Source organism: Streptomyces sp. NPDC001020, from assembly GCF_053599115.1.
In genome coordinates this window covers 100,221-122,690 of the sequence record NZ_JBSFLQ010000007.1, presented here as the reverse complement: position 1 = coordinate 122,690, position 22,470 = coordinate 100,221, and the positions used below count along the sequence as shown (strand labels likewise).

At 69.6% G+C, this 22,470-nt stretch carries 17 protein-coding genes and 2 pseudogenes; 3 read left to right on the top strand and 16 right to left on the bottom strand.

The genetic code is table 11. The features are described from left to right. Positions 1 to 331: 331 nt before the first annotated feature. From ACWDEX_RS08680 to ACWDEX_RS08660, 5 genes are read right to left on the bottom strand one after another with little or no spacing between them, the layout of a single operon-like run. Complete coding sequence (locus ACWDEX_RS08680; RefSeq protein WP_450462537.1) at positions 332 to 3,655, bottom strand: serine hydrolase; 3,324 nt, start codon at positions 3,653 to 3,655, stop codon at positions 332 to 334. Continuing rightward, a complete protein-coding gene (locus ACWDEX_RS08675) occupies positions 3,652 to 4,629 on the bottom strand; it encodes an ABC transporter ATP-binding protein (protein WP_450462536.1) in 978 nt (325 codons plus the stop codon). Before ACWDEX_RS08675 ends, ACWDEX_RS08680 begins: the two co-directional genes overlap by 4 nt. Then, a complete protein-coding gene (locus tag ACWDEX_RS08670) occupies positions 4,626 to 6,539 on the bottom strand; it encodes a dipeptide/oligopeptide/nickel ABC transporter permease/ATP-binding protein (protein WP_450462535.1) in 1,914 nt (637 codons plus the stop codon). The genes ACWDEX_RS08675 and ACWDEX_RS08670 overlap by 4 nt, the downstream gene beginning before the upstream one ends. 1 nt (position 6,540) lies before the next feature. Next, positions 6,541 to 7,521, bottom strand: coding sequence for an ABC transporter permease (locus tag ACWDEX_RS08665; protein ID WP_450462534.1), 981 nt, complete (start codon positions 7,519 to 7,521; stop codon positions 6,541 to 6,543). Further along, positions 7,521 to 9,119, bottom strand: coding sequence for an ABC transporter substrate-binding protein (locus ACWDEX_RS08660; protein ID WP_450462533.1), 1,599 nt, complete (start codon positions 9,117 to 9,119; stop codon positions 7,521 to 7,523). Before ACWDEX_RS08660 ends, ACWDEX_RS08665 begins: the two co-directional genes overlap by 1 nt. Before the next feature lie 274 nt (positions 9,120 to 9,393). Between ACWDEX_RS08660 and ACWDEX_RS08655 the strand changes: the two genes are divergently transcribed. Both ACWDEX_RS08655 and ACWDEX_RS08650 read left to right on the top strand, forming a co-directional pair. Continuing rightward, on the top strand, positions 9,394 to 9,531 hold the full coding sequence (locus tag ACWDEX_RS08655; protein WP_450462641.1) for a hypothetical protein: 138 nt from the start codon (positions 9,394 to 9,396) through the stop codon (positions 9,529 to 9,531). Next, a pseudogene (locus ACWDEX_RS08650) lies at positions 9,518 to 9,836 on the top strand (transposase); the annotation flags it as partial. The gene ACWDEX_RS08655 and the pseudogene ACWDEX_RS08650, both read left to right, overlap by 14 nt. Here ACWDEX_RS08650 and ACWDEX_RS08645 read toward each other — a convergent pair. The 11 genes from ACWDEX_RS08645 to ACWDEX_RS08595 all read right to left on the bottom strand — a co-directional run bounded on the left by ACWDEX_RS08645 (position 9,820) and on the right by ACWDEX_RS08595 (position 21,952). Beyond that, complete coding sequence (locus ACWDEX_RS08645) at positions 9,820 to 10,752, bottom strand: serine hydrolase (protein ID WP_450462532.1); 933 nt, start codon at positions 10,750 to 10,752, stop codon at positions 9,820 to 9,822. The pseudogene ACWDEX_RS08650 and the gene ACWDEX_RS08645 sit on opposite strands and share 17 nt — an antisense overlap. Then, positions 10,749 to 12,140, bottom strand: coding sequence for a serine hydrolase (locus ACWDEX_RS08640; RefSeq protein ID WP_450462531.1), 1,392 nt, complete (start codon positions 12,138 to 12,140; stop codon positions 10,749 to 10,751). The genes ACWDEX_RS08645 and ACWDEX_RS08640 overlap by 4 nt, the downstream gene beginning before the upstream one ends. Positions 12,141 to 12,363: 223 nt before the next feature. Beyond that, positions 12,364 to 14,022 (bottom strand): PucR family transcriptional regulator, encoded by a 1,659-nt coding sequence (locus ACWDEX_RS08635; RefSeq protein WP_450462530.1) that lies wholly within the window; start codon positions 14,020 to 14,022, stop codon positions 12,364 to 12,366. A gap of 77 nt (positions 14,023 to 14,099) precedes the next feature. After that, positions 14,100 to 15,206 (bottom strand): o-succinylbenzoate synthase, encoded by a 1,107-nt coding sequence (menC, locus tag ACWDEX_RS08630; RefSeq protein ID WP_450462529.1) that lies wholly within the window; start codon positions 15,204 to 15,206, stop codon positions 14,100 to 14,102. Then, positions 15,203 to 16,096, bottom strand: coding sequence for a GNAT family N-acetyltransferase (locus ACWDEX_RS08625; RefSeq protein ID WP_450462528.1), 894 nt, complete (start codon positions 16,094 to 16,096; stop codon positions 15,203 to 15,205). The genes menC and ACWDEX_RS08625 overlap by 4 nt, the downstream gene beginning before the upstream one ends. Before the next feature lie 32 nt (positions 16,097 to 16,128). Then, positions 16,129 to 17,286: a M20 family metallopeptidase gene (locus tag ACWDEX_RS08620; protein WP_450462527.1), complete on the bottom strand. Its 1,158-nt coding sequence runs from the start codon at positions 17,284 to 17,286 to the stop codon at positions 16,129 to 16,131. Beyond that, positions 17,283 to 18,860, bottom strand: a complete 1,578-nt coding sequence (locus tag ACWDEX_RS08615; protein WP_450462526.1) for an amidohydrolase family protein — start codon at positions 18,858 to 18,860, stop codon at positions 17,283 to 17,285. Before ACWDEX_RS08615 ends, ACWDEX_RS08620 begins: the two co-directional genes overlap by 4 nt. Positions 18,861 to 18,917: 57 nt before the next feature. Then, on the bottom strand, positions 18,918 to 19,811 hold the full coding sequence (locus ACWDEX_RS08610; RefSeq protein WP_450462525.1) for a serine hydrolase: 894 nt from the start codon (positions 19,809 to 19,811) through the stop codon (positions 18,918 to 18,920). 72 nt (positions 19,812 to 19,883) lie between these two features. Next, a complete protein-coding gene (locus ACWDEX_RS08605) occupies positions 19,884 to 21,140 on the bottom strand; it encodes an MFS transporter (RefSeq protein ID WP_450462524.1) in 1,257 nt (418 codons plus the stop codon). A 47-nt stretch (positions 21,141 to 21,187) separates the two neighbouring features. Then, complete coding sequence (locus tag ACWDEX_RS08600; protein WP_450462523.1) at positions 21,188 to 21,406, bottom strand: helix-turn-helix domain-containing protein; 219 nt, start codon at positions 21,404 to 21,406, stop codon at positions 21,188 to 21,190. A gap of 90 nt (positions 21,407 to 21,496) precedes the next feature. Beyond that, positions 21,497 to 21,952 carry a hypothetical protein gene (locus ACWDEX_RS08595; RefSeq protein WP_450462522.1) on the bottom strand — a complete coding sequence of 152 codons (456 nt, stop codon included), beginning with the start codon at positions 21,950 to 21,952 and terminating at the stop codon, positions 21,497 to 21,499. Between ACWDEX_RS08595 and ACWDEX_RS08590 the strand changes: the two are divergent. Next, positions 21,933 to 22,385 (top strand): annotated as a pseudogene (locus ACWDEX_RS08590) (transposase); the annotation flags it as partial. The gene ACWDEX_RS08595 and the pseudogene ACWDEX_RS08590 overlap by 20 nt on opposite strands. Positions 22,386 to 22,470: the final 85 nt, after the last annotated feature.

Below are 22,470 nucleotides of genomic sequence, written 5' to 3'. Positions count from 1 at the left end.
CGGTCTCCGCGGGGGCCGTTGCGTGGTCGGGAGGGGTGAGGCCGTCGATGACCTTGCGGATGGCGGCGAGCTCGGCCGGCGGGCTTCGGTCTCGGCGAGGGCGGTGGTGAGCCGCTCGATCTGCTCGCGCAGGGTGTCGGCGCGTGCGGCGGTCATCAGCTACGAAAACGCAACGAGGACCGCGACCGTAAGGTCGAGGCCCTCGCTTGCGTATCGTTTTAGCGAGTGTCCGAGGTCCGAGTTGACCGCTATCGATACGCTCGCGGTCGCGCAAGGACGGCGCCTGATCGTAGAGGGGCGACCGCATCCGCAGCCGCCCCTCTGTACGGGTTCAGGACACCTTCGGAGTGGCTCGCACCCCGTAGTGCACGTACGGCTCTCCTGTCGGCAGTTTGTAGAACATCACCGGCGTCCAGAACTTCCCGCCCGGTTCGCGGAACAGGAACAGCGTGTCCGAGATCGGCACCAGGTCGAACTCCTGTGTCTTCTTCGGCATGAGTTCCGCCAGTGCGCCGGTGGTGGTGTGCACCAGGCGCAACCCGTTCGGGCCCTCCGACACCTCAGCATGGACGCCGGCCCGTTCGTAAACGCCGAGGTGCCGGCTCGCGTCCACCGTGACCGGGTCCGACGGCGGTTCGAGCGGGCGTGGCATGGCCGCGTCGGCGAGTTCGGCGAAGATTTCCTGGTACAGCTCCACATACAGGTCGCGGGCGTGCCCGCCATTCGTCAGCAGCGTGACCGCGAGGCCCTGGTCCGGCAGCAGCCGCAGGAACGCGGACTGGCCGATCGTGTTGCCGTCGTGGCCGATCACGCGACGGCCGTTCCAGTCGTCACGGATCCAGCCGAGGCCCCACGAATCGCCGAGGGTGTGCGGGTTCGGCACCTCAGCCTGCTTCTCCGCCATCGCCGCGGCCGATTCTTCCGACAGGATCCGCGAGCCGTCCGCGGTCAGACCGCCGGTGAGGTGCAGTCGGGCGAACGCGAGCACGTCCGCGCTCTGGGCAGTGATCAGACCGGCCGGACCGGCCGAGCGCGGCAACTGCCAGGTCGACGCCGGCTCCGGCTCGGCGTCGTCCAGGGCGATGTGGCCGACCGCGGCGCGGAACAGCAACGCCTCTTCCGGCAGCGTGACCGTGTGCGTGAGCCCGAGCGGAGCGAACAGCTTGTCCCGCATGACGGCGTCCCAGGTCTTCCCGGTGAGCTTCTCGATCACCCGTCCCATGAGGACGAAACCCGAGTTGCAGTACGAGAACGTGACGCCGAGCGGGTGGTTCTGCGCGGCGTCTTGCAGCAGGTCCACATACTTCTCGACACAGTCGTCGCCGCGGCCGGTGTCGGTGAAGATGTCGCCGTCGATGCCGCTGGTGTGGGTCAGCAGGTGCCGCATGGTGACGCGCTTGGCCACCTCTGGATCGGCCAGCCGCAGTTCGGGCAGCACGTCGATTATCGGCGCGTCGAGGTCGAGCAGACCCTCGTCGACCAGCTGCATCACCACCGTCGACGTCCATACCTTGGAAATCGAGCCGATCTGGAACAGCGAGTCCTCGGTGACTTCGACTCCGGTGGTCGTGCTCAGCACGCCGTGGGTCGCGAGCACCTCCTCGCCGGTCTCGACGCGCAGAATCCCCAGCGACGCACCGGGAACGCGGTACTTGCGCGCCAGCTCCGCCAGCCGACGGCTCCAGTGCGCGGCCTCGATCGGCACCCGCGAAACCCCGCCGACCGCAACCGTGTACTGCTCAACCCACTCGACGACGCGCCGGTTGTAGTCGACGCGGTGCGATGGCGGACCGTCCAGAATGAACAGATGCGAGCCGCCGGGGTACAGCACCAGCCGCGAAGGCACATCGCGCTCGCGCAGCGCGGTGAACCACTGCTCCGCCTGCCCGACCGGGCACCGGATGTCCTCGGCGCCCTGCAGAATCAGCGTCGGCGTGCGGACCTGCTCGACCTGCGAGTGCGGGGACGACCTCTCGTAGTTGCTCGTCGAGGCGCCGGAGAACTCGTTGACCGCCAGGAAATGCCCGCCGTCGGAGGTGCCGGCCAAGCTGGTCAGATCGCTGACCACACCACCGGCGACGGCGGCGGCGAAGCGGTCGTCCCGGCTGGTCAGGTAGCAGGTCATGAAGCCGCCGTAGCTGTACCCGGTGACGGCGAGCCGGTCCGGGTCGGCGAGGCCCTCGGCCACGAGCTGGTCGATCGGCTCCAGGAAATCCGCAGCGTCCGCGTGGCCCCACGCGCCGACCGCGGCGGCGTAGAACGCTTCGCCGTAACCGTCGCTGGCACGCGGGTTGAGCAGCAGCACCGCCCAGCCGCGCTCCGCAAGCGCCTGGTGGTAAAGGTGAATCGAGTCCGCGGCACCGTTCCAGGCGTTGTGCGGACCGCCGTGGATGTCGATCAGCAGCGGCTGCGCGCCCGTGCGCTCGGGGTCGCGGATGAGCCAGCCTTGCACGACCGTGCCGTCGCTGATGGTGAACTCCCGCGCCTCACGGGAGAACAGTTCCGCTTCGGACACTGCCGCACCGTGCTGTGTGCGCACGTCGAGCGAACCCGTGGCGCGGTCGAGCACCGCGATCTCGCCAAACGAATCGGCCGTGGCCAGCACGATCGCTGCCTGGTCGCCGACCAGGCCCATTCCTGACACCACGTTGTCGGCGCCGGTCAGCACCGGGCGCGGTTCCCCGCCGGCCAAGTCCGCTTCGTACAGATGGGTGCACCCGCGGTCGCGGATCGCGAACAACACGACGTCGCCCGCCGCGGTGAGCTGTGGCAGCGCGCCCGGATAACCGGGGCCGCCGGGCATCACGTTGCGGTCGAGGGAAGCGGCCAGGTTGACCGGTTCGCCGCCGTCCAGCGGGACGCGCATCAGGCCGAGGTGCCCGGTAGCCGTGTCGGTGCGGCCGACCACCAGCAGCGCCGTGCCGTCGGCGGTCCAGCCGACCGTGCCCGCCATGCCCTCAGCGGAACCGACCAGCTTCGGTTCGGACTTCCGCTCGGTGACGTCGAGGACGTAAGCGGCGGACCGGAAGGTGAGGTCGGCGTCGTCGTCCTGTGCCGCGGTGAACGCCACGTGCGTGCCGTCGGGCGACCACGCGGGTTCGCCCGCGTGCCAGTCTCCGAAGGTGAGCTGCCGGACTTCGCCAGTGGCGACGTCGAGGACGTGCAGGTGGCTGCGAAGAGTCTTCAGCAGGCCGGGACCGTCGGACTTGTAGTTCAGCCGCTCGGCCACGATCGGCGCGTTCGCCGCGGGGGCCTCGACGGTGGCGGCGAGATCGGTCGCCGCCGAGAAGGCGATCTTGCTGCCGTCCGGGCTCCACAGCGGTGCGCCCGCGCCGAGCGGGAGCTTGGTGATCTGCTCGGCTTCGCCGCCGTCCGCCGGGAGGAACCACACCTGTGGCGGACCGTCCTGGGCGCGCAGGAACGCGAGCCGGGCGCCGTCCGGAGCCCACTTCGGTGCTGCGTCAGCGTTTCCACGGGTGAGCTGCCGGGCCTCGCCCGACTCCGTGGCCACCGTCCAGAGCGCGTCGACGTTGCGGTCCTCGTCCCGGTCCGCGGTGCGGAGCACGTAGACGATCCGGCTGCCGTCCGGCGAAAGCGCGGGCTGGCTGGGCGCGGCGATGTCGTACAGGTCTTCGATGCCGAGACGGCGGGTCATACGCTGGCTCCTCTGGAGATCGCGGGCTCGTGGCCCTCGGGTTCTCTGAAGTGGCAGGCCGCGGCGTGTCGCCGGGGCGCGGCGTCCTCGGCCGGATCGACGCGAAGACAGATGTCGCGGTCGGTGCGCACGAGCGGGCCGACCGGGCAGCGCGGGTGGTATCGGCACCCGGCGGGCGGGTAGTGCTGGTCCGGCGGTTCCGCGTCCGCGGTCGCGCTCGGCTCGAGGTCGAACAGCGACTTGTGCGCCGACGGGGCGGCGTCGAGCAGGTCGCGGGTGTAGGGATGCTGCGGATCAGTGAGCACCTGCTCCGCCGGACCGGCCTCGACGATCCGGCCGAGGTACATCACCGCGACGATGTCGCTGAGATAGCGCACGACGGCGAGGTTGTGCGAGATGAACAGCATCGACAGGCCGAGCTGCCGCTGCACCGACCGCACCAGATTGAGCACCACGCCTTGCACCGAAACGTCGAGCGCGGAGGTGATCTCGTCGGCGATCAGCGCCTGCGGCCGCCCGGCGAGCGCGCGGGCGAGCGCCACGCGCTGGCGCTGCCCGCCGGACATCTCCCCGGGCAACTGCCCGGCGCGGTCCGGATCAAGATTCACCAGTTCCAGCAGCCGCGCCACTTCCGCCCGCCGAGCCGCCTTGCTGTCCCGCGGCATCGCTTCGTTGATCGACTCGCCGATGGTCATTCTCGGATTGAGCGACGAATAAGGATCCTGGAACACCATCTGCAGCGGGCGGCGGCGCGGCAGCTTCCGCACATCCACTCCACCGAGCAGCACCCGGCCCGCGCTCACCGGCGACAACCCGACCGCTGCCCGAGCGAGCGTCGACTTGCCCGAACCGGACTCGCCGACCAGGCCGACGACCTTGCCCGCGGGAACGGTGAGGGAAACCCCGTCCACCGCGGTAAGTCCGCGCCGTCCGCCGTACCGCACGCTGACGGAATCGAAAACCAGCTCGCTCATTCCGCGCCTCCCGCCACGACGACGGCACCCACTGCTTCCGACATCGCCTCCTCCGGATGCCAGCACGCCACCCGATGCTCCGGCGCGATCACAGCCAGTTCCGGGTCTTCCGTGCGGCACTGGTCCGTCGCCACCGGGCAGCGGTTCGCGAACGCGCAGCCGGCCGGCATCCGGTGCGGTTCCGGAGGGCGGCCCGGGATCACCGCGAGCGGCGCGTCCGGGTCGGTGTCCAGGTCGAGCGTCGTGGCCAGCAGCGCCCGCGTGTACGGGTGCCGCGGCCGGATCTCCGGACCGGTGGCAGGCAGGTCCTCCACGATCCGCCCGGCGTACATCACCAGGACCCGTTCGCACGTCTGGGAAACGACCGCGATGTCGTGGCTGATCAGGATGATCGCGGTGTCCCGTTCGGCGCGCGTCTGCGCCAGCAACCGGAGCAGCTGCCGCTGCACGGTCACGTCCAGCGCCGTCGTCGGCTCGTCCGCGATGATCAGCCTCGGGTCGCCCATCAGGCCCATGCCGATCATCGCGCGCTGGCGCATGCCGCCGGAGAACTCGTGCGGGTACTGCCGCGCCCGCCGCTGCGCCGCCGGGATGCGCACGGCGCGCAGCCGGTCGACCGCCCGCGCGAGCGCCTGGGTCCGCGAAAGCCCTTGGTGCTGTTCGGAAACCTCGGCGAGCTGCTTGCCGATCCGGCGGGTCGGGTTGAAAGACGTCATCGGGTCCTGGAACACCATCGCCAGCGACGTGCCGAGCAGCGGCCGCAGTTCGCGTTCCGGCGTGGTGAGCACCGGCGTACCGGCGAAATCCAGCCGGTCGGCGGTCACCGAGCCAGGCGCTTCGATCAGCCTCGACACCGCGAGTCCGGTCAAGCTCTTGCCCGAACCCGATTCGCCGACGACGCCGATCGCCTCGCCCGCCCGCACTGTGAAGCTCACGCCGCGCACCGGCACCGTCCAGCCGGACGGCTGCGGGAAGGCGACTTCCAGGTTCTCGACCACCAGCACGGTGTCGTCCTTCGCCACTGCCGGATCCACTGTGGACTTTCGGACCGGCCGAGGGACCAGCCGCGGCAGCCGGGTCCGGACGCCGATCACCCCGGCGACCGTCTCACCGAACAGGTTGAACGCGAGCCCCGCGACGACCACCGCGACACCGGGTGCGAGCGCCGCCGCCGGGTTGACGTATATGCCGTTGAGGCCCTCGTTGAGCAGCCGTCCCCAGTCGTAGTCCGGGGCCTGCACGCCGATGCCGAGGAAGGACAGCCCGGAAAAGGCCAGCAGCGCACCGCCCGCGCCGATGGTGGCGTTGATCGCCACAGGCTCGCCGATGTTCGGCAGGATGTGCCGGAACAGCAACCGGATCCGGCCCACTCCCGCGACCCGCGCCGCCGACACGAAGTCCCGGCCGGCCACCGACGCGGACAAGGTCTGCGTCAGCCGCGCGAACTGCGGAGCCAGTGCGAATCCGATCGCCATGACCGCGCCTTGCGTGCCCGCGCCGAAGATCACCGCGAAGAACAGCACCAGCAGCAGCCCGGGGAACGCGACCGCGATGTTCACCGCCGCCGCCAGCAGCCTGCCGAGCGGACGCGGCAGCACCGTCGGCAGCATGCCGAGCACGAGTCCCGTCGCTACGCCGATCACCGTTGCGATCAGCGCCAGCAGCACCGAAAGCCGGGACGCCACCAGCACCCGGTAGAAAATGTCGCGACCCAGTTCGTCGGTGCCGACCCAATGTTGCGCAGATGGACCCTGGCCGATCGCGTTCGTGTCGACCACCGAAGCCGCGTCCTGCCACAGGATCGGGCCCAGCACCGCGACCGCGAGCACCAGCAGGAGCAGGGCGGCCGCGAACCCGCCCAAGGGAGTGCGCAGGGTCGCGAGCCACTGCGCTCCGCGCCGTTTCGCCATCTCAGTTCTCCCGGATCGTCGAACGCGGATCGAGGACCGCCAGCAGCAGGTCCACAACGAGGTTCACCAGCAGCACGCCGATGCCGTACACGAGCACGATCCCCTGCACCAGCGGGTAATCCTTCTGCAGGATGGACTGCGAGATCGTCGAGCCGAGGCCCGGCCAGGCGAAGACGTTCTCCACCAGCACGGTGCCCGCGACCATGGTGGTGAGCATGAGCCCACCGAGCGTCAGCGTCGCGGTGAGCGCGTTCGGCAGCGCGTGCCGCAGGTAGACCAGCCGGGCAGGCAGCCGCTTCGCTCGCGCGGTGCGGATGAAATCGTTGCCCAGTACGGAAAGCGTCTCCACCCGGACAATCCGGGAGAGCGTCGACGTCGGGCCGAGCGCCAGCGCGACGATCGGAAGGACCAGTGAGCCCGCACCGTCGTGCCCGGCCACCGGGAACCAGCCGAGCTGCACCGCGAAAAACGCCACCAGCGCCACCGCGACCAGGAACTCCGGGATCGCGGCGAACAGCACGGTCGTCGAGGTGAAGGTCAGCTCGCTGCCGCGGCGGCGGCCGCCGCGGGTCAGCACGGCGAAGGTCAAGCCGAGCGGGATCGCGAGCGCGATGACCACCACGAAGGCGGGCAACGCCAGCTGCAAGGTCGCGGGCAGCCGGGTGGCGATGATGTCGCCGACCGGTTGCCCGCTCAGCATCGACGTGCCGAAGTCGCCGCGGAACAGCCCGCCGAAGTAGTCCAGGTACTGCTGCCACAGCGGACGGTCCAGCCCGAGCGCGGTGCGGCGGGCGTTCACCAGCTCGATCGGCGCGGTCAGGCCGAGCGCCGCGCGCACCGGGTCGCCCGGGATGAGCTGGATCATCAGGAACGCCATCGTCATCAGCACCCACAGCGACACGACGAACCGCCCGAGGCGGCGGGCGGCGAAGGTCAGCCAGGGGCTGACCTTCGGGCCCGCAACGGCGATCGCGCCGGCCATCAGGAGTACATCCGGATGGAGGACGGCTTCAGGAAGCTGTTCGCGATCTCGAACCGGGCGTTGTTCCCGAAGGTCGGAATCACCGAGTTCGCGAACTGCACGACGTCCTGCCTCTCGAACAGCGCCGATTCAGCGGCCAGCCAGTCCGTGCAGCCCGCTGTCCCGGCCTGCGAAGCCGCCTTGGCGACCAGCGAGTCGTACGTGGCGTTCTTGATGTGCGCGAAGTTCGTGCCCTTCGGGGGCTCCCCGCCGGAAACGAACGGGATCAGCTGGCTCGGCAGGGTCAGGCCGAGCGGCGCCATCGAGATGTCCCACTCGCCGGTGGCGAACAGTGCCTGGCTGAGGCCCGGACTGTCGACCCCCTTGAGCGTGACGTCGATGCCGACGTTCTTCCAGCCCTGCTGCATCAGCTCGGCGCCAGGAGCCATGGTCGGGCCCAGCTGCGTGCCGTAGACGGCGGTGAGCGCGAGGCGCTTCCCGTCCTTCACCCGGATGCCGTCCGGACCCGGCTTCCAGCCTGCCGCGTCGAGCGCGGCCTTGGCCGCGGCGACGTCGAAGCCGGGGATCTTCCCGGTGACCGAATCGCCGTCGCACGGCGAGGGATTACCGGTGACCATGCCCTTGACCGGGGCGCTGCCGTCCCGGGTCAGCACCTTCCCGACCTGGGCGAGGTCGAGCGCCTGGACCAGCGCGCGGCGCATCGCCCGGTCGGCCCCGAACCGGCCGGGCGCCTGATTGAAGAACAGTTCCCCGAACGGAACGGTGAGGTCGGTGTGGAACAGCCGCCGCGCCCGCAGCCGCTGCTGGTCCTGCCCGGTGACCGAGGCGGCGTTGACCTCGCCGGACAGCAGCAGGTTCGACATCGTCGTCATGTTCGGGATGACCCGGATGACCACCTTGTCCGGCAGGCCCGGCTGCTTCGAGTCGAACTGGCCGGGACCCCACGTGTAGTCCTTGCGCCGGGTCAGCGTGTAGTGGTCGTTCGGGACGATCTCGGACACAGTGAACATGCCGGTGCCATTCTCACCCTTGGCCAGCGTCTTGCGGTCGGCCAGCCCCTTCGCGCAGACGATCGGCACGTTGACGAGACTGCGGAGCAGGAACGCGTCCGGCGCGCCGCTGGTGACCTTGACCGTGCCCGCGGCCTCGTCGGCGACCGCCTTCGTGCCCGCCTTCACCGTGACGCCCGCGATCGGCGACTTGTTCGCCGGGTCGCCGACGAAGTTGATGCTCCCAGCCACGTCCTTCGCGGTCAGCGGGCTGCCGTCGGCGCAGGTGATGCCCTTGCGCAGGGTGAAGGACGCGGTGGTCGTGGAGGCTTCCCACTTCTCCGCGAGCGCCGCCTGCGGCTGCCCCTTCGTGTCGAGGTTGATCAGGCCGTCGTAGAGGAACTGGTCGACGCCGCGGGCGATCGAAAGCAAGGTGATCGCCGGGTCGAGCGTTCCCGGATCCGACGAGATGGCATAGGTGAAGGTCTTGCCGTCGGTCAGTTTCTGATGCGCGGTCCGGTCCTGCCCGGATTGCGCTGATCCCCCGCACGCGCTCACGGTCAAGGCCACCACGCACGCCATCGCGGCGGTGAGCCGAGCAGTTTTCATGGGGTTTCCTTAGGAACGTTGGGCGGTCCGGGAGGACCGGGTGTGGCTGATGGGGTGTCTGCCGTTGATGGCTCCAGGAGAATGGCCGCCCCGTCCTCCGGGACGCTCCGACTGCTGATGGAGAACAGCGGGCATCGCCGGTTAAGGACCTGTCGGCGCAGGGTTCCCCGGGCCGCGGAAGTGCTGGTCACGGAGGAACGGAGCAACACGGTTGACCGGGCGTCACACGCGCATACGGGTCGGCATCGACGCCGGCAAGGGCCACCACTGGGCAATGGCGGTGAACGCCGACGGCGAGACGCCGTTCTCGACGAAGGTGATCAACGACGAGGCCCGGGTCCTGACGCTGATCGACATCGCCCGGCAGAAGGCCGACGAGGTGCGGTGGGTGGTGGACAGACATCGTCGGTGATCTGTCCGGCTACCGCGGCGCCGGCCGCCTGGCCTTCCACGCGGGCCTGGCGCCCGCGAGCCGCAGAACCGGCGACTACCCCCGGCCCAAGCGTGACAACCGGCGCCTGCGCCGGCTGTTCTACATGTCCGCGCAGTCCGCAATGATGCGACCGGACCCGTCGAGGGACTACTGCCTCAAGAAACGCGCCGAGGGTCTGAACCACACCCAGGCATTGCTCGCGCTCGCCCGCCGCCGGGTCGACGTGCTGTGGGCGATGCTGCGTGACATTCACCTCCGCCCCGCCGGTCACGCAGACGGCTTGACACGATCACTCCTAGCGGGTCGCGCTCTGCGCGCGTGGAGGTGGTCGACAGCCAGCCGGGCGGCGGCGCCGATGGACGCGTCGACCGCGGGAAGGCGGTCTTCGAGGGAATGGGCGCGGGTGAACACCGCGACCGCGAACTGGCGACCGTCCCCCAAGGTCACCACTCCCGCTTCGTTGCGGACGCCGGGCAGCGTCCCGGTCTTCGCCGCGATCCGCACTCCGGACGGGAATCCGGACGACAGCCGGTGCGGCCAGACCTGCTGGGCCATGATCTTGCGGACCCGTTCGCAGGCTTCGGGTTCGCCTGCCCGATCGGTCCAGATCGCGTCGAGCAGCGCAGTCATCTCGCGCGGCGTCGACGACGTCGTACGTTCCGGGTCGCGCACCGAGAGCTTCAGCATCTGCTCCGGCGTGGCCTCGCCCAGCAGCGCTTCGAGGTCGGAGTCCGAGTTCCCGCCGAGGTCCGCCACGACGGATGCGAACAGGTCCTCGCAGCAACCGATCAGCCGGGTGCGGGCCAGCCCGAGGTCGGCCAGCACCCGGTCCACCGCTTCCTGGCCCACGCGGTGGAACACCAGGTCGGTCGCGGCGTTGTCGCTCATCGTGAGCATGAAGTGCGCGAGGTCGCGCCAACTCATCTCGACATCGTCGGCGCAGCCCGCGGTGCCGATACCGCCGATCCGGTACCGTGCGGTCACCAACGTCTGCTCGGTCTCGTCGAGCCGTCCCGCCACGACTTCGCGGGCGTAGGCGACGGCCACCGGAATCTTGAACACCGACGCCAGCACCACCGGGTCGTCGCCGCCCGCCGACACGTCGGGTCCGTCCGGCACGCCGACTTCGCGAGCGTGCAGGAACCCTTCCGCGCCGGCTTCGGCGAAGACGGCTTCGATCTGTTCACGGATCTCACTCACTGGGACCTCCGTCGGTCGGCGCGTCCGGTGTGGAGGAACTGGGCGCGGCCGGTGCCGTCGTCGCCGACGAACGCGTGTGCCATATAGACACCCGGGACCTGCGGGACGTTGGCGACGAACGTGTCGCCGAGGTAGGGCAGCAGTTCCTCCTTCGCCGGGGGCCCACCGCCGAGTTCGGCGAAGATCCCCTTCGGGGTGCGCTCCATCCACAGCTTGCCGTCTTCCGCGGTAACGACGGTATCGGCGACCATCGACGAGTATTCGCCAACGTACCGGGACAGGTCGGCCTGGGCGGCCGCGGGGTTCGGCTCCGGCAGTGCCGGGAGCTTGACGTCGGCGAGTTCGTCAAGCAGCTTGCCGAGGACCTGTTGGTAGACCTGCAGCGGCTGCCCGCCGTTGGTCAGCAACGCGACCGCGACGTTACGCTCCGGCACAACGCGCAGGAACGCCGACTGGCCGATGGTGCCGCCGTCGTGGCCGATCACCTCGTCGCCCTCCCAGTCGAAGAGCATCCAACCGAGACCCCAGTGGCCGGCCATGATGCCGAGCGCGGGCACCTCCACCTGCGGCTCGCGCATCGCGGCCAGCGACTCCGGCGACAGCACCTGGGTGCCGTCGTCGGCCTTGCCGTCGTTCAGGTGCATTCGGACGAAGGTCAACAGGTCCCGCGGGCGCATCGCGAGCGTCGAACCGGCCGGGGCGTTCGAGCGGGTGAGCGCCCAGATCGGCGCGGGCACCGGCTCCTCGCCCGGCTTCGGGGCGACGTGGCCGATCGCGGCGCGGTAGCGGATCGCGTCGTAGGGACCAGCTGCGGCGTGGGTCAGGCCGAGCGGCACGAAGAGGTGGTCGCGCACGCAGTCGTCCCAGCACTTGCCGCGCAGCACCTCGATGATGCGGCCGAGCACGCAGTAGCCGGCGTTGTTGTAGGAGAACCGCTCGCCCGGCGGAAAGAGCTGCGGCACGTCGGACAGCGTCGCGATGAGCTTCTCCACCGCGTCGTCGCCAGGCCCGGTGTCGGTGAAGATGTCGCCCTCGAAGCCGGCGGTGTGGCAGGTCAGCTGCCGGACGGTGATCGCGGCCGCGGCCTTGTCGTCGCCGAGGGCGAGCTCCGGCAGGTAGTCGCGCACCGGCCGGTCGAGGACGAGGCGGCCCTCGTCGACCAGCTGCATGATCAGGGTGGTCGTCCACACCTTGGTGATCGACCCGATCTGGAACAGCGAGTCCACAGTGGACTCCACCCCGGTGGCCTTGTTCAGGACGCCCGCCGCGTGGTCGACCACCTCGCCGTCGACGAGCACCGCGATCGCGGCGCCGGGAACCTGATGCTCGGTCAACAGAGCGGCGAAGTTCTCCTGGAGCCAAGTCTCGATTTCAGAAATTTTCGACATGTGCACCTTCCGTCCGGGTGAGGATGGTCCGGCGTTTCCGGAATGCTAGGTTGGTGGTCTGCGTCACTTGTTCGTCAGGACCGAGGAGAGCGCGGGGAAAGTTCCTCCGCCCGGACGGATCAGGCTGTGCGCAGCGACTCCACTGCCGTCGCCGCGGCGAAACCGATGAATGCGTCGCGCTCGGGGACCCGGGAACGGGTCCGGGGAGCAACCGGGACGGCGGTCAAGCCTCTTCAACCGGAAGGGCTTTTCCCTCCCGCGGCAGCAAATGCAGCTGCACCATCGCCGCGAACCGGTCTCGCGGGTCGTCGAGATCGATTCCGCCGACCTCGACGAGTCGGCGCAACCGGTACCGGAATGTGCTCGGATGCACGTACGCGACGGCCGACGCGGCACCGATGTCGCCGAAAGAATCGAGCCAGCACCGCAGCGTGTGCACGAGCTGCGATTGATGCTTCGTGTCGTAGGCCAGCAGCCGCGCGATCGGCCCGGTCGCGACATCGCCGCGTGCCGCGGAGAGGTCCGCCAATTCGAGCATCAGCGCTTCGATGTGCGCGTCCTCGGCGGTGATCACTCGCTTTGTGCCGCCGTTGGTGAGCAACACGCGCAAAGCGCGGTCGGCCCCGTCGCGGGATGCGCGCAGGCCCGAGCCGTCGAGCGCGAGCGGTCCGACGCCGATTGCGGCGGCGGCCCGGCGGCCGGTGCGTTCCAGGAAGGTCGACGCGACCCGCACCGAGCGTTCGCGGCAATCGCCGTGGTTCCCGGGCATCGGGACGATGCCGTACGCGACATCGCCGACAAGCGCTACCGCCGACCGGGGCTGGACGGCGCTGAGGTGCATGGCGAACGCGTCGGCGACTCTCTGGCGTTCCGCTACGAGCCGGAGGTCGTCGTCGGGGACCTCGAGGAGTCCCATGGCGAGCACGATGGTGGGCTGCCCCAGCAACCCGAGGCGTGCGATGGCTTCCGGCGCGCCGGAGCCGCCTTCGAGCGCGGTGCTCACCAGATCGGCCCGCAACCGGCGCTCGACATCGGCACCCGCGCGCAGCCGAAGCATATGCAGCGCAACGATCTTCGAGGCGTCGACCAACGCCGCGGTACGTTCCTCGCTGAGCTCGTTGTCGACTGCGGCCCAAATCGAGCCGAGGACCTCGTCGCCGGCTCGGACCGCGACCGCGACCCTAGGCATGGCGATGTTCTCGTCGTAGCCGTCCGGGTAGACGTAAACCGGCCAGTGGTCCCGGTAAAGGCGTTCGAAAACGCCTTCCTTCTCCAACTCGCGGGTGAACCGTTCGGGCACCTGGCGACCGAGAATCGTTTCGACGCGGGAAGGATCGGCCTCGTCCTGGCGGCCGGAGAACGCGAGCACGCGCGAGTTGCGGTCCTCGATGGTGACCGGCGCGTCCAGCAGCGCGGCGACCGCGTTGGCGAGCGCGAACAGATCGCCGGACGGTATCCCGCCGAGCGTCTGCGGGGAAACATCGCCGACGTCGCCCTCGGCGAGCAACGTGCGGAGCATCGCGGCGAGCTGCGCCCACGACGCCCCGCTGGCCAGCCCGAGCAGCGCGACCCCGGTGGAGTTGGCCGCTCGGACCAGCTCCGTCGACGCGGAGACCGGCGACCGCACGACCAGCGCGGCCGCCCCACGTTCGCCGACGGTGTGCAGCAGCTTCGCGATCGCGTCGGTTTCGCGCACGCCGACCCCGAGGACGACCGCCTTGGCGGGGAACTCGGCGTCGTCGTGCGGATCGTGGATCACCACGCCGCCGAGCTGCCGCCGGGTGTCCCGCCCGACGGCGACCGGCTCGAGGAGCACGTCCCCGAGGGCTTCGAGGACGCGACCCAGACTCGTGTGCGCCTTGGTCGGCACGGGTGTCAGCACTCCCCGAAGGTAGACCCGGCCTCGGTCGAACCGGGTTGTTCGATTCGGCCGAATCTACCCCCGGAATTCGTGCCGGGCTACGAACCGATCCACACCTTCGCGGTGGTCACCTCGTCGAGCAGCTCCGGAATCGGCGCCACGCCGAGGCCCGGACCGGTCGGCACCGGCAGGTGCCCGTCGGACAGCACGAACGGCTCGGTGATGTCGGTCCGGTAGAACCGGTCGGACGCGGAGGTGTCCCCGGGAAGCGTGAAGCCCGGCAGCGAGGCCAGCGCGACGTTCGCCGCCCTGCCGAGGCCGGTCTCGATCATCCCCCCGCACCACACCGGAACCGCGTGCGCCGCGCACACGTCGTGCACCCGCCGCGCTTCGAGGTAACCGCCGACCCGACCCGGCTTGATGTTCACGATCTGGACCGCGCCCAGCTTGATCGCGTCCGCCGCCGCGCGCGCCGACACGATCGATTCGTCCAGGCAGATCGGCGTCTTGATCCGGCGCGCCAGTTCGGCGTGGCCGAGAACGTCCTCCTCTTCCAGTGGCTGCTCGATCAGCAACAGGCCGAACGGATCGAGGCCGGCCAGCTGCGGCGCATCGCCCAGGGTGTAGGCGGTGTTGGCGTCCACCTGCAGCAACACGTCGTCGCCGAAGCGTTCGCGGACCGCGCGCACCGGCTCGACGTCCCAGCCCGGTTCGATCTTCAGCTTGATCCGCACGTAGCCGTCGTCCAGGTACCCGCCCACGACGTCGAGCAACTGCGGGATCGTGTCCATGATCCCGACCGAGACACCGCACGGCACGGTGTCCCGCACCGACCCCAGCTCGGCCGCGAAGGATCGCTCGCTCGCGCGGAGTTCGGCGTCGAGCACCGCCATCTCCAGCGCGCCCTTCGCCATCCGGTGGCCCTTGTACTTGGCCAGCAACGGCGTCACCTTCGCCGCGGTCACGTCCTCTGCGGCCAGCAGCGCCGGGACGAGGTAGTGGCGCAGCACATGCTCGGCGCCGTCGTTGTACTCCGACGAGTACAGCGGGCCGGCCATCGTCACGCACTCGCCCCAGCCCTCGCCCGCCGGCGTCACCGCCCGCAGCAGCAGGAGTTCGCGCGCGGACTGGGTGCCGAACGAAGTCCGGAACGGGGCGACGAGCGGCATCCGCACCCGGCGCAGTTCCACACCGCTGAGTTTCACTGCTCCTCCTTGGAAATCACGTAAAAGCCGGCCCGGTCGAAGCCGTTCACCCGGCCCCCGGCGGACATCAGTCCGCCGAGCGTTTCGCGCAGCGCGGCCCGCCACGCGGCTGCTTTGCCGGGGTCGGTGCCGCGCAAGCCTTCGATGTCGGCCGGGACGGCGACGACCACCACCGGGGCATCTGCCGAGCCCGTCGCCGGGCCGCCGTCGGCGTCCACCGAGAGCGCCACGGCAGCGCCCCGCTCGAGCAGGGCCTTCGCATCGGTCCGGATGGGCTCGCCGAACGCGGCGGCCCGCACTGCCGTGCCGGCCAGGTCCCAGGACACCATCAGCCGGTCGGTGTCGCCCGAACCGTTGATGCCGTCCGTCATCGGCCCGTAGAAGTCGCGCAGATACAGCACCGGGAGCGCACCGAGTTTGCCGAGGTTGAAATAGGCGTTGCGGCGCACCAGCGGATCGAACGTCCACTTGATCGCCGAGACGTCTTGCGCCAATGCCCAGCCGCGCTGGTGCAATTTCAGTGCATACCCGATTCCGCGGCCCGCACCGGCCTTGGCGACTCCGGCGATGTGACTGTGCAGACTGCCTTTCCCGGGATTTCCGAAGAATCCGACGCACGCGCCGAGCAGCTCGCCGCCGACAAACGCGCCAGCCACGTAATTCCCGGCCGCCGACAGCGCGCGCAGCAGCTCCGTGGTCACCGGCCGGGTGCCTGGCGCCGACCGCCAGATCGTCTCGAATAGCACTCCGACCGCGGTCAGTTCGGCCATCTCGGTGATCTCCCGTACCTCGACCCCCGACGCGGCGGCCGCCGCCCGCGCGGCCGCGACCGCCTCGTCGCAAGTTTCCGATGTGACCGGCCGTTCCGTGTTCATCGCAAGATTCGTCACGGGATGCTCCTTTCCCGGCTTGCCCCGGAGAGTCACCGTCGGGCTCGACCAGAATTGTTCGCCGGATTCGTCAGAATCGACGGACTCCCCTTCGCCAACACGTTTTCCACCAGCGCGAACAGCAACGTGGTCCGCCACGGCAATTCTTCGATCAGGACATGTTCGTGATCCGCGTGCGCCCCGCCGCCGACCGCGCCGAGACCGTCGAGAGTCGGCACTCCCAGACCCGCGGTGTAGTTGCCGTCCGAAGCACCGCCGACGGTCGCCTCGGTCAGTTTCGGCAGCCCCATTTCCGCGGACAACTCCCGCGCCAGCCCGAACAACGCGGCCGAAGAATCGGCATCCAGCGGCAGACGGTTGATCCCGCCGCTGATCCGCACCTGTGCGTCCGCCAGCACCGGCTGCAACGCCCGCACCGCCCGGTCGACGCGGAGCTGTTCCTCCTCGTCCCACACCCGCACGTCGACCTCGACCGCGGCCGCCACCGGCACGGTATTGACCGTCGTGCCAGCCGAAAGCACTGTCGGCACCACGCTGGTCCCGCGCTCCGCATCGGCGAGTGCGGCGACCGCGAGCACCTGGTGCGCGATCTCGATCCCGGCGTTGATCCCCTTCTCCGGTTCGAGCCCGGCGTGCGCGGCGCGGCCGGTCACCTCGATCCGGTAGTGGGAAACGCCTTTGCGCCGGGTCTTGATCGCGCCGCCGTCCGCCGAAGCCTCCAGCACGAACGCCGCCTCGCAGCCGCGTGCCTCGTCCTCGATCAGCCCTCGCGACGACGGTGAGCCCAGCTCCTCGTCGCCAGTGACCAAAATGGACAATCCGGCCCGGCGCGGCAATGCCGCGGCCGCATGCAGCGCCATCACGACGCCCGCCTTCATGTCGAAGCAGCCCGGCCCCCGCAAGACCCCGTCTGCCACGGAAAACGGGTGCGTTTCCAGGGAACCCAGCGGCCAGACCGTGTCGTGGTGGCCGAGCAGCAGCACGCGCGCCGGGCCGTCGCCGAACCGCCAGCGCAGATGCGTCCGGCCGTCGAGGACGATCCGCTCCGGCTCCACGCCGAGCAACGCCTTGCCGAGGTCCGCCAGCACCTCGGCGCTGCGCGCCACCGCGTCGAGGTCGGACGACGGGGATTCGCAGCACACCAACGTTTCGATGTCGGTGAGCAAAGCTTCCAAGTTGAATTCCATCATCGTGGCTCCCCTCGCAGCGGCTGGCCAGGGTACGCGTCGGTGAGCAGCTGTCCGTCGCGGACCACTGGGGTGCCCGCGACGAACAGGTGCCGGACGCCGACCGAGGGCCGGGTCGAATCGAAGTACGTGGCCGTGTCGGTGATGGTGGCGGGGTCGAGGACGACGATGTCCGCGTCCGCGCCGACGTTCAGCCTGCCCTTGGTCCGCGCGCCGGGCGCGACCTCGTCGAGCACCCGCGCGGGCAGGTAGGAGCAGCGCCGGAACGCCTCCAGCCAAGTCCAGACCCCGGCCTCGCGCACCATCAACCGCAGCGACTTGGAGAACGTGCCCGCCGTGCGCGGGTGCGTCGCACCGCCAGGGGGCAGCGGCCATTCGGTGGATTCGTTGCCGGCGTTTCGCCAGTACACCGGCATGGCGTCGCTCGCGACGATCGAATCCGGGAAGGCGAGCGTCTGGTGCAGCAGGTCCCGGTCCTTCGGGCTCTGCTCGTCGAGGAACTCGAGGATGCACGGCGCACCCGGGTCCTCGGTGCGGACCTGCAGCAGCCGGGCCTCATCGGCGATCCGCTCGCCGGTCTCCAGCATCAGCACGCGCGTCGGGTCGAGGCCCTTCATCTTGAGCCGCTCGGGCGAAAGGAAAGCCGCGCCGATGCCGGTGCTGCCTGCACCGTAGGGATAGGCCTCAATCGTCACCCGCGACCCGGCGGAACGACCCGACTCCAGCGCGGCGAGCACCCGGTCGACGTGCCGTCCGGACGTGCTGTTGACGTGACAGTGGTGCATCGCGGCACCGGTCTCGGCCGCGACGATCGCGATCTCCTGCGACCCGTCGACCGGCGTGGCCGGGTCCATCTCGACCAGCTCGCGGACGTGCGTGTACGTGGGCGCTTCGGCCTGCTTGGCCAGCTTCGCCAACGCCAGGAACTCGGCCGGATCGCTGGCCGGGGCGTACCCGAGCAACACGCCGACGCCGAGCGCGCCCGCCGCCAGCTCACCCTCCACAAGGGACAGCCAGGCGGCCAGTTCGGCCTTCGACGAGGACCGCTGCCAGGCCGGATTCCCGAGCACGGCAAGCCCGGTGTTGATGTTCGCGTCCGGTTCGATGCCGGCGAGCACCTTGGCCCGCGCGGAACCCCAGGAGGCCGAGAAGCCGTAGTGCAGCGGGCGTCCCGCCGCGGCCGCCTCGGCGTAGGCCCGTTCGACGGGCATCATCCCGGCTTCCAGATCGAGCGCCGTCGTGACGCCGTCCATCGCCTGCAGCCGCTGGCCCGCGATGGAGTGCACGTGGCTGTGCAGATCGATGAACCCGGGCCCCACGATGTACCCGGCGACATCAATGTCGACCTGGTCGTCGGCAGCCGGCAGCCCGTCTCCGACGGCGATGACCTCGCCGTCGGAGACCAGTACGTCAGCCGTGCCGTCAAAGCCCGTAGCCGGGTCGATGACGCGACCGCCCCGCAACAGTGTCCGCATGCTTCGCCTCCTAGCCTCGCTGCTGGCGACCCTAGGAGCTTTACCGGACGGTCCGTTCGTCTCGCGCGACGAATCCGGGGCGGCAGATCCATCCGAGTACACGAACCTGAACGCCTCGACCGGTCCGCCGGCGGCGGTGGCCCAGGGCGCCGGTACGGGTTACCGCCGAAGCCAGTCCACCGCCCGGGCGGCGGCGAACCCGATGAAGGCGTCACGTTCGGGAACTCTCGATCGGGCGTCGACGGCCCTGGTGAAGACACCGACTGCGTACCGGCCGCCGTCCGGGTACTCCACCACGCCGATCTCGTTGCGCAGCGAGGGCAGCGTTCCGGTCTTGCCGCTGATCCTGACGTCGTCGTCCGCGAAGCCGGAGCGCAGCCGGTGCGGCCACAGCTGCAGTTCCAGCCAGCGCCGGACGTCGGCGCACGCCGCCGCGGGCGCTGCTTCGTCACGCCAGATCAGGCCCAGCAACCGGGTGCTTTCCGCGGCGGTGGTCCGGCAGGTCTCTTCGGGTGTCAACGCACTCAGCTTGGCGAGTTGTTCGGCTGGCAACGCGGCCAGGATCCGTTCGTCGTCCTGGTAGTCGATCCCGAGGTCCTCGCCGATCGTGCGCAACAGCTCCCCGCAGTCGTGGGGGACGGCCGTGTGCGGGAGGTCGAGCCGCCGCAGTGTCTTGGCGACCGCGGCCTTTCCCACCTTCCCGAGGATCAGGTCTGTGGCGACGTTGTCGCTGATGCCGATCATCAGGACGGCCAGGTCGTACCAGGACATCGTGACGTCGTGGCGGAACGTCGCAAGGCCGTACGGGCTGGCGGTCGGATGTCCCGGTGCCACCGCGATCCGCTCCGCGAGGTCGACTTCACCGTCGGCCGCCTGCCGGGCGAGTTCCACGGCCACGGGAACCTTGAAAACGGACGCGGTGACCACCGGCTCCTCGGCGTCGATGCCCATCTGTCGCGGGCCGTCCAGATCGGCCGCGTGCAGCCAGACGCGGACGCCGACTTCCGCCGCTCGGGCGGTGATTGTCGCGACCACTTCCGATTCGGTGACCACGGGGTGATCCCTTCTGTCTTTACGGTGTGGACTTTCTGTCCGGCTGGATATGTTTGCTGGTGCGCCGGTCGGCTACTTGGTGCCGGTCGACGGGAAGTCGAACTCTTCGGCGCGCTGCGGCACCCAGAACGCGAGCACTGCGGTGAGCAGCGTGGTGCAGATCAGGAAGCCGAACGCCGCGGTGTAGGAGAACGTGTCCGCCAGCCAGCCCATCGCCAGCGGCGCGATGACGCCGGCGACCTGGCCGCCGAAGTTCGTCATCCCGGCACCGAGTCCGGCCACCGCCGTGGGAAGCACCCGCAGCGGAAGGCCGAAGACGCACATCGTCGCCATCCCGAACACTCCGATGGCCAACGTCTCGTAGACCGTGAATGTCGCCGCGCTGCCCGCCGACACCATCAGGGCGAGCAGGACGGAGGTCACCGTCGCTATGGACACCAGGTACCACCTGGCCTTGTCATGGAAGTACCGGTCGAACAGCCAGCCGCCGAAGATGGTCGTCGCGAAGCCCACCAGACTCGGGATCGCCGACAGCACGCCGGTCGCGTTCAGCGACAGGTGCCTGGCCTCGAGCAGGTAGCTGGGCACCCAGGTGACCAGGCCGTAGCTGAGCATGTTCATCGCGCAGAAAAGCACGGCGAACTTCCACACACCCGGGGACTTCAGCACTTGCGCACGCGAGACTTCGGGCGTCGTCACCGCCGTTTGCGGCAGCCGGCTGAGCCGGTCCGGCAACGCCTTGGGCAGGAGCGCCCACAGCCCGATGCCGATGGCCGCGCCACAACCCGCCATCCAGAGGAAGGTGTGCCTCCAGCCGATGGCTGTCAGCAGTGGGGCGACGAGCAGGGGGGCGAGGCCGGCGATCCCACTGGCGGACAACATCACGCTGGTGGCGGTCCCCCGTCTCTCCGGTGTCGTCCGTTCCGCGATGGCTTTGAACGACGCCGCCGGGAAGGCACCCTGACAAGCACCGAACAGGCCACGGAACAGCAGGAGCAGACCGAAGGTGCCGGCCATCCCGGTCAAAGCGGTGAACAGCGACCACAGCACGAGCGTGATCAGCATCGGTTTGCGGGAGCCATACCGATCGGCCAGGTAGCCGGCCGGTATCTGGCAGATCATGTAGACCAGCGCGAAGACGGTGACCAGCGAGCCCTGCGCGGTCTTGCCGAGATGGAACTCCTCGCCGATCGACGGCAGAGCCATGCTGATGGAGAACCGGTCGATGTAGTCGATCGACCAGGCGCACAGCATGACCACCATCGTGATCGTTGCTGTCCGGTTGACCCGCTCAGACGTCCAGGTGTCCTCGGTGACCACTGCGGTCATGGCTACCTCCGTACCGCTGTGTCGGGGTTGACGGCCCATCCTGGACATCAGGTGACGCAGCCGATTCGTCGAGATCCACGAATCTTCAGGTGGTATTCGAGCGGTGCGGACGAATGTTGACTCGTTGCGGTGCTTCTCCTCATGGTGCCGGGCAGGTGGAGCCGGAGTTGCAGCGTCGCCCCGAACCGCTCGCCAGGGTCGTCTAGATTGATCTCACCGACCTCTGCGACCCGGCACAGTCGGTACCGGAAGGTGTTGGGGTGCACGTACGCGCCATGGCGGACGCGGCACCCACGTCACCGAAAGCGTCCAGCCAGCACGACAGCGTGTGGACGAGCTGCGACTGGTGCCGGGCGTCATAGTCGAGCAGACGGGCGACCGGCCCGGTCGCCACGTCCCCGCGCGCGGCGGCCAGATCGTTTCCCGCCCAGCCGCCGGACCACGTCGTCGGCCGACGCCTCCTCATCCAGCCCCTCAAGGGCCGCCCTCGCCTCGGCGGTCATCTCCGCGGCCTTCGCCAGCGCCAGCTGGACCGGGCCGTCAGCGTCGATGTCCTTGAGCACGGTGCGGTAGTTCCCGATCAGGGCCTCGGCGATCTCCCGCTCGGCCAGCCGGATCTCCTCCAGCCCCATCTTGGCCTTCTTGATCTTCGTGGCCACTCGCTTGCAGAACATCGTCGCCAGGTCGTCACGGACCCGCATCCTCGCCTTGTGTACCAGGCACGCGATCAGCGCGAGGCACTTGACCGGCGTGTAGTCCCGAAGTGCCGGGGCGTCCCCTGCGTCCGCCTCCTCGGTGAAAGAGCTGGTCATCGCGACGGGGCGGAAGGCCGCACGGCCCGTCCAGTGGCGTGAGGGATCCCGGCCCGGCACCGGCCGTTCCGGCTTCAAGCGCATGTACTCGCGGTTCGTGGCCCTGCGGGTCCGGCCTGCCGGGCGCGAGATCCGGCAGGCCACCGACAGCCCGGAACCGCCTGAGTGCTGGCTGCTGGCCGAGTGGCCCGCCGGGGAGAGCGAGCCGGTCCAGTTCTGGCTGTCCGACCTGCCCGACGACCCCCCGCTGACCACCCTGGTCCGGCTTGCCAAGCTCCGCTGGCGTATCGAGCACGACTACCGCGAGATGAAGCAGGCCTTCGGCCTGGCCCACTTCGAGGGCCGCACCTGGAACGGCTGACACCACCACGTCACCCTCGCCTCCGTCGCGCACGCCTTCTGCACCCTGCAACGACTGGCCCGTGCCCCCAAAAGACACGGCGCCGGCCTGAGCCTCTACCGAGTAGTCCGCGAACCGCAGACCCTCCTCGCCCTCTGGACCGGCGCCTGCCCCACCT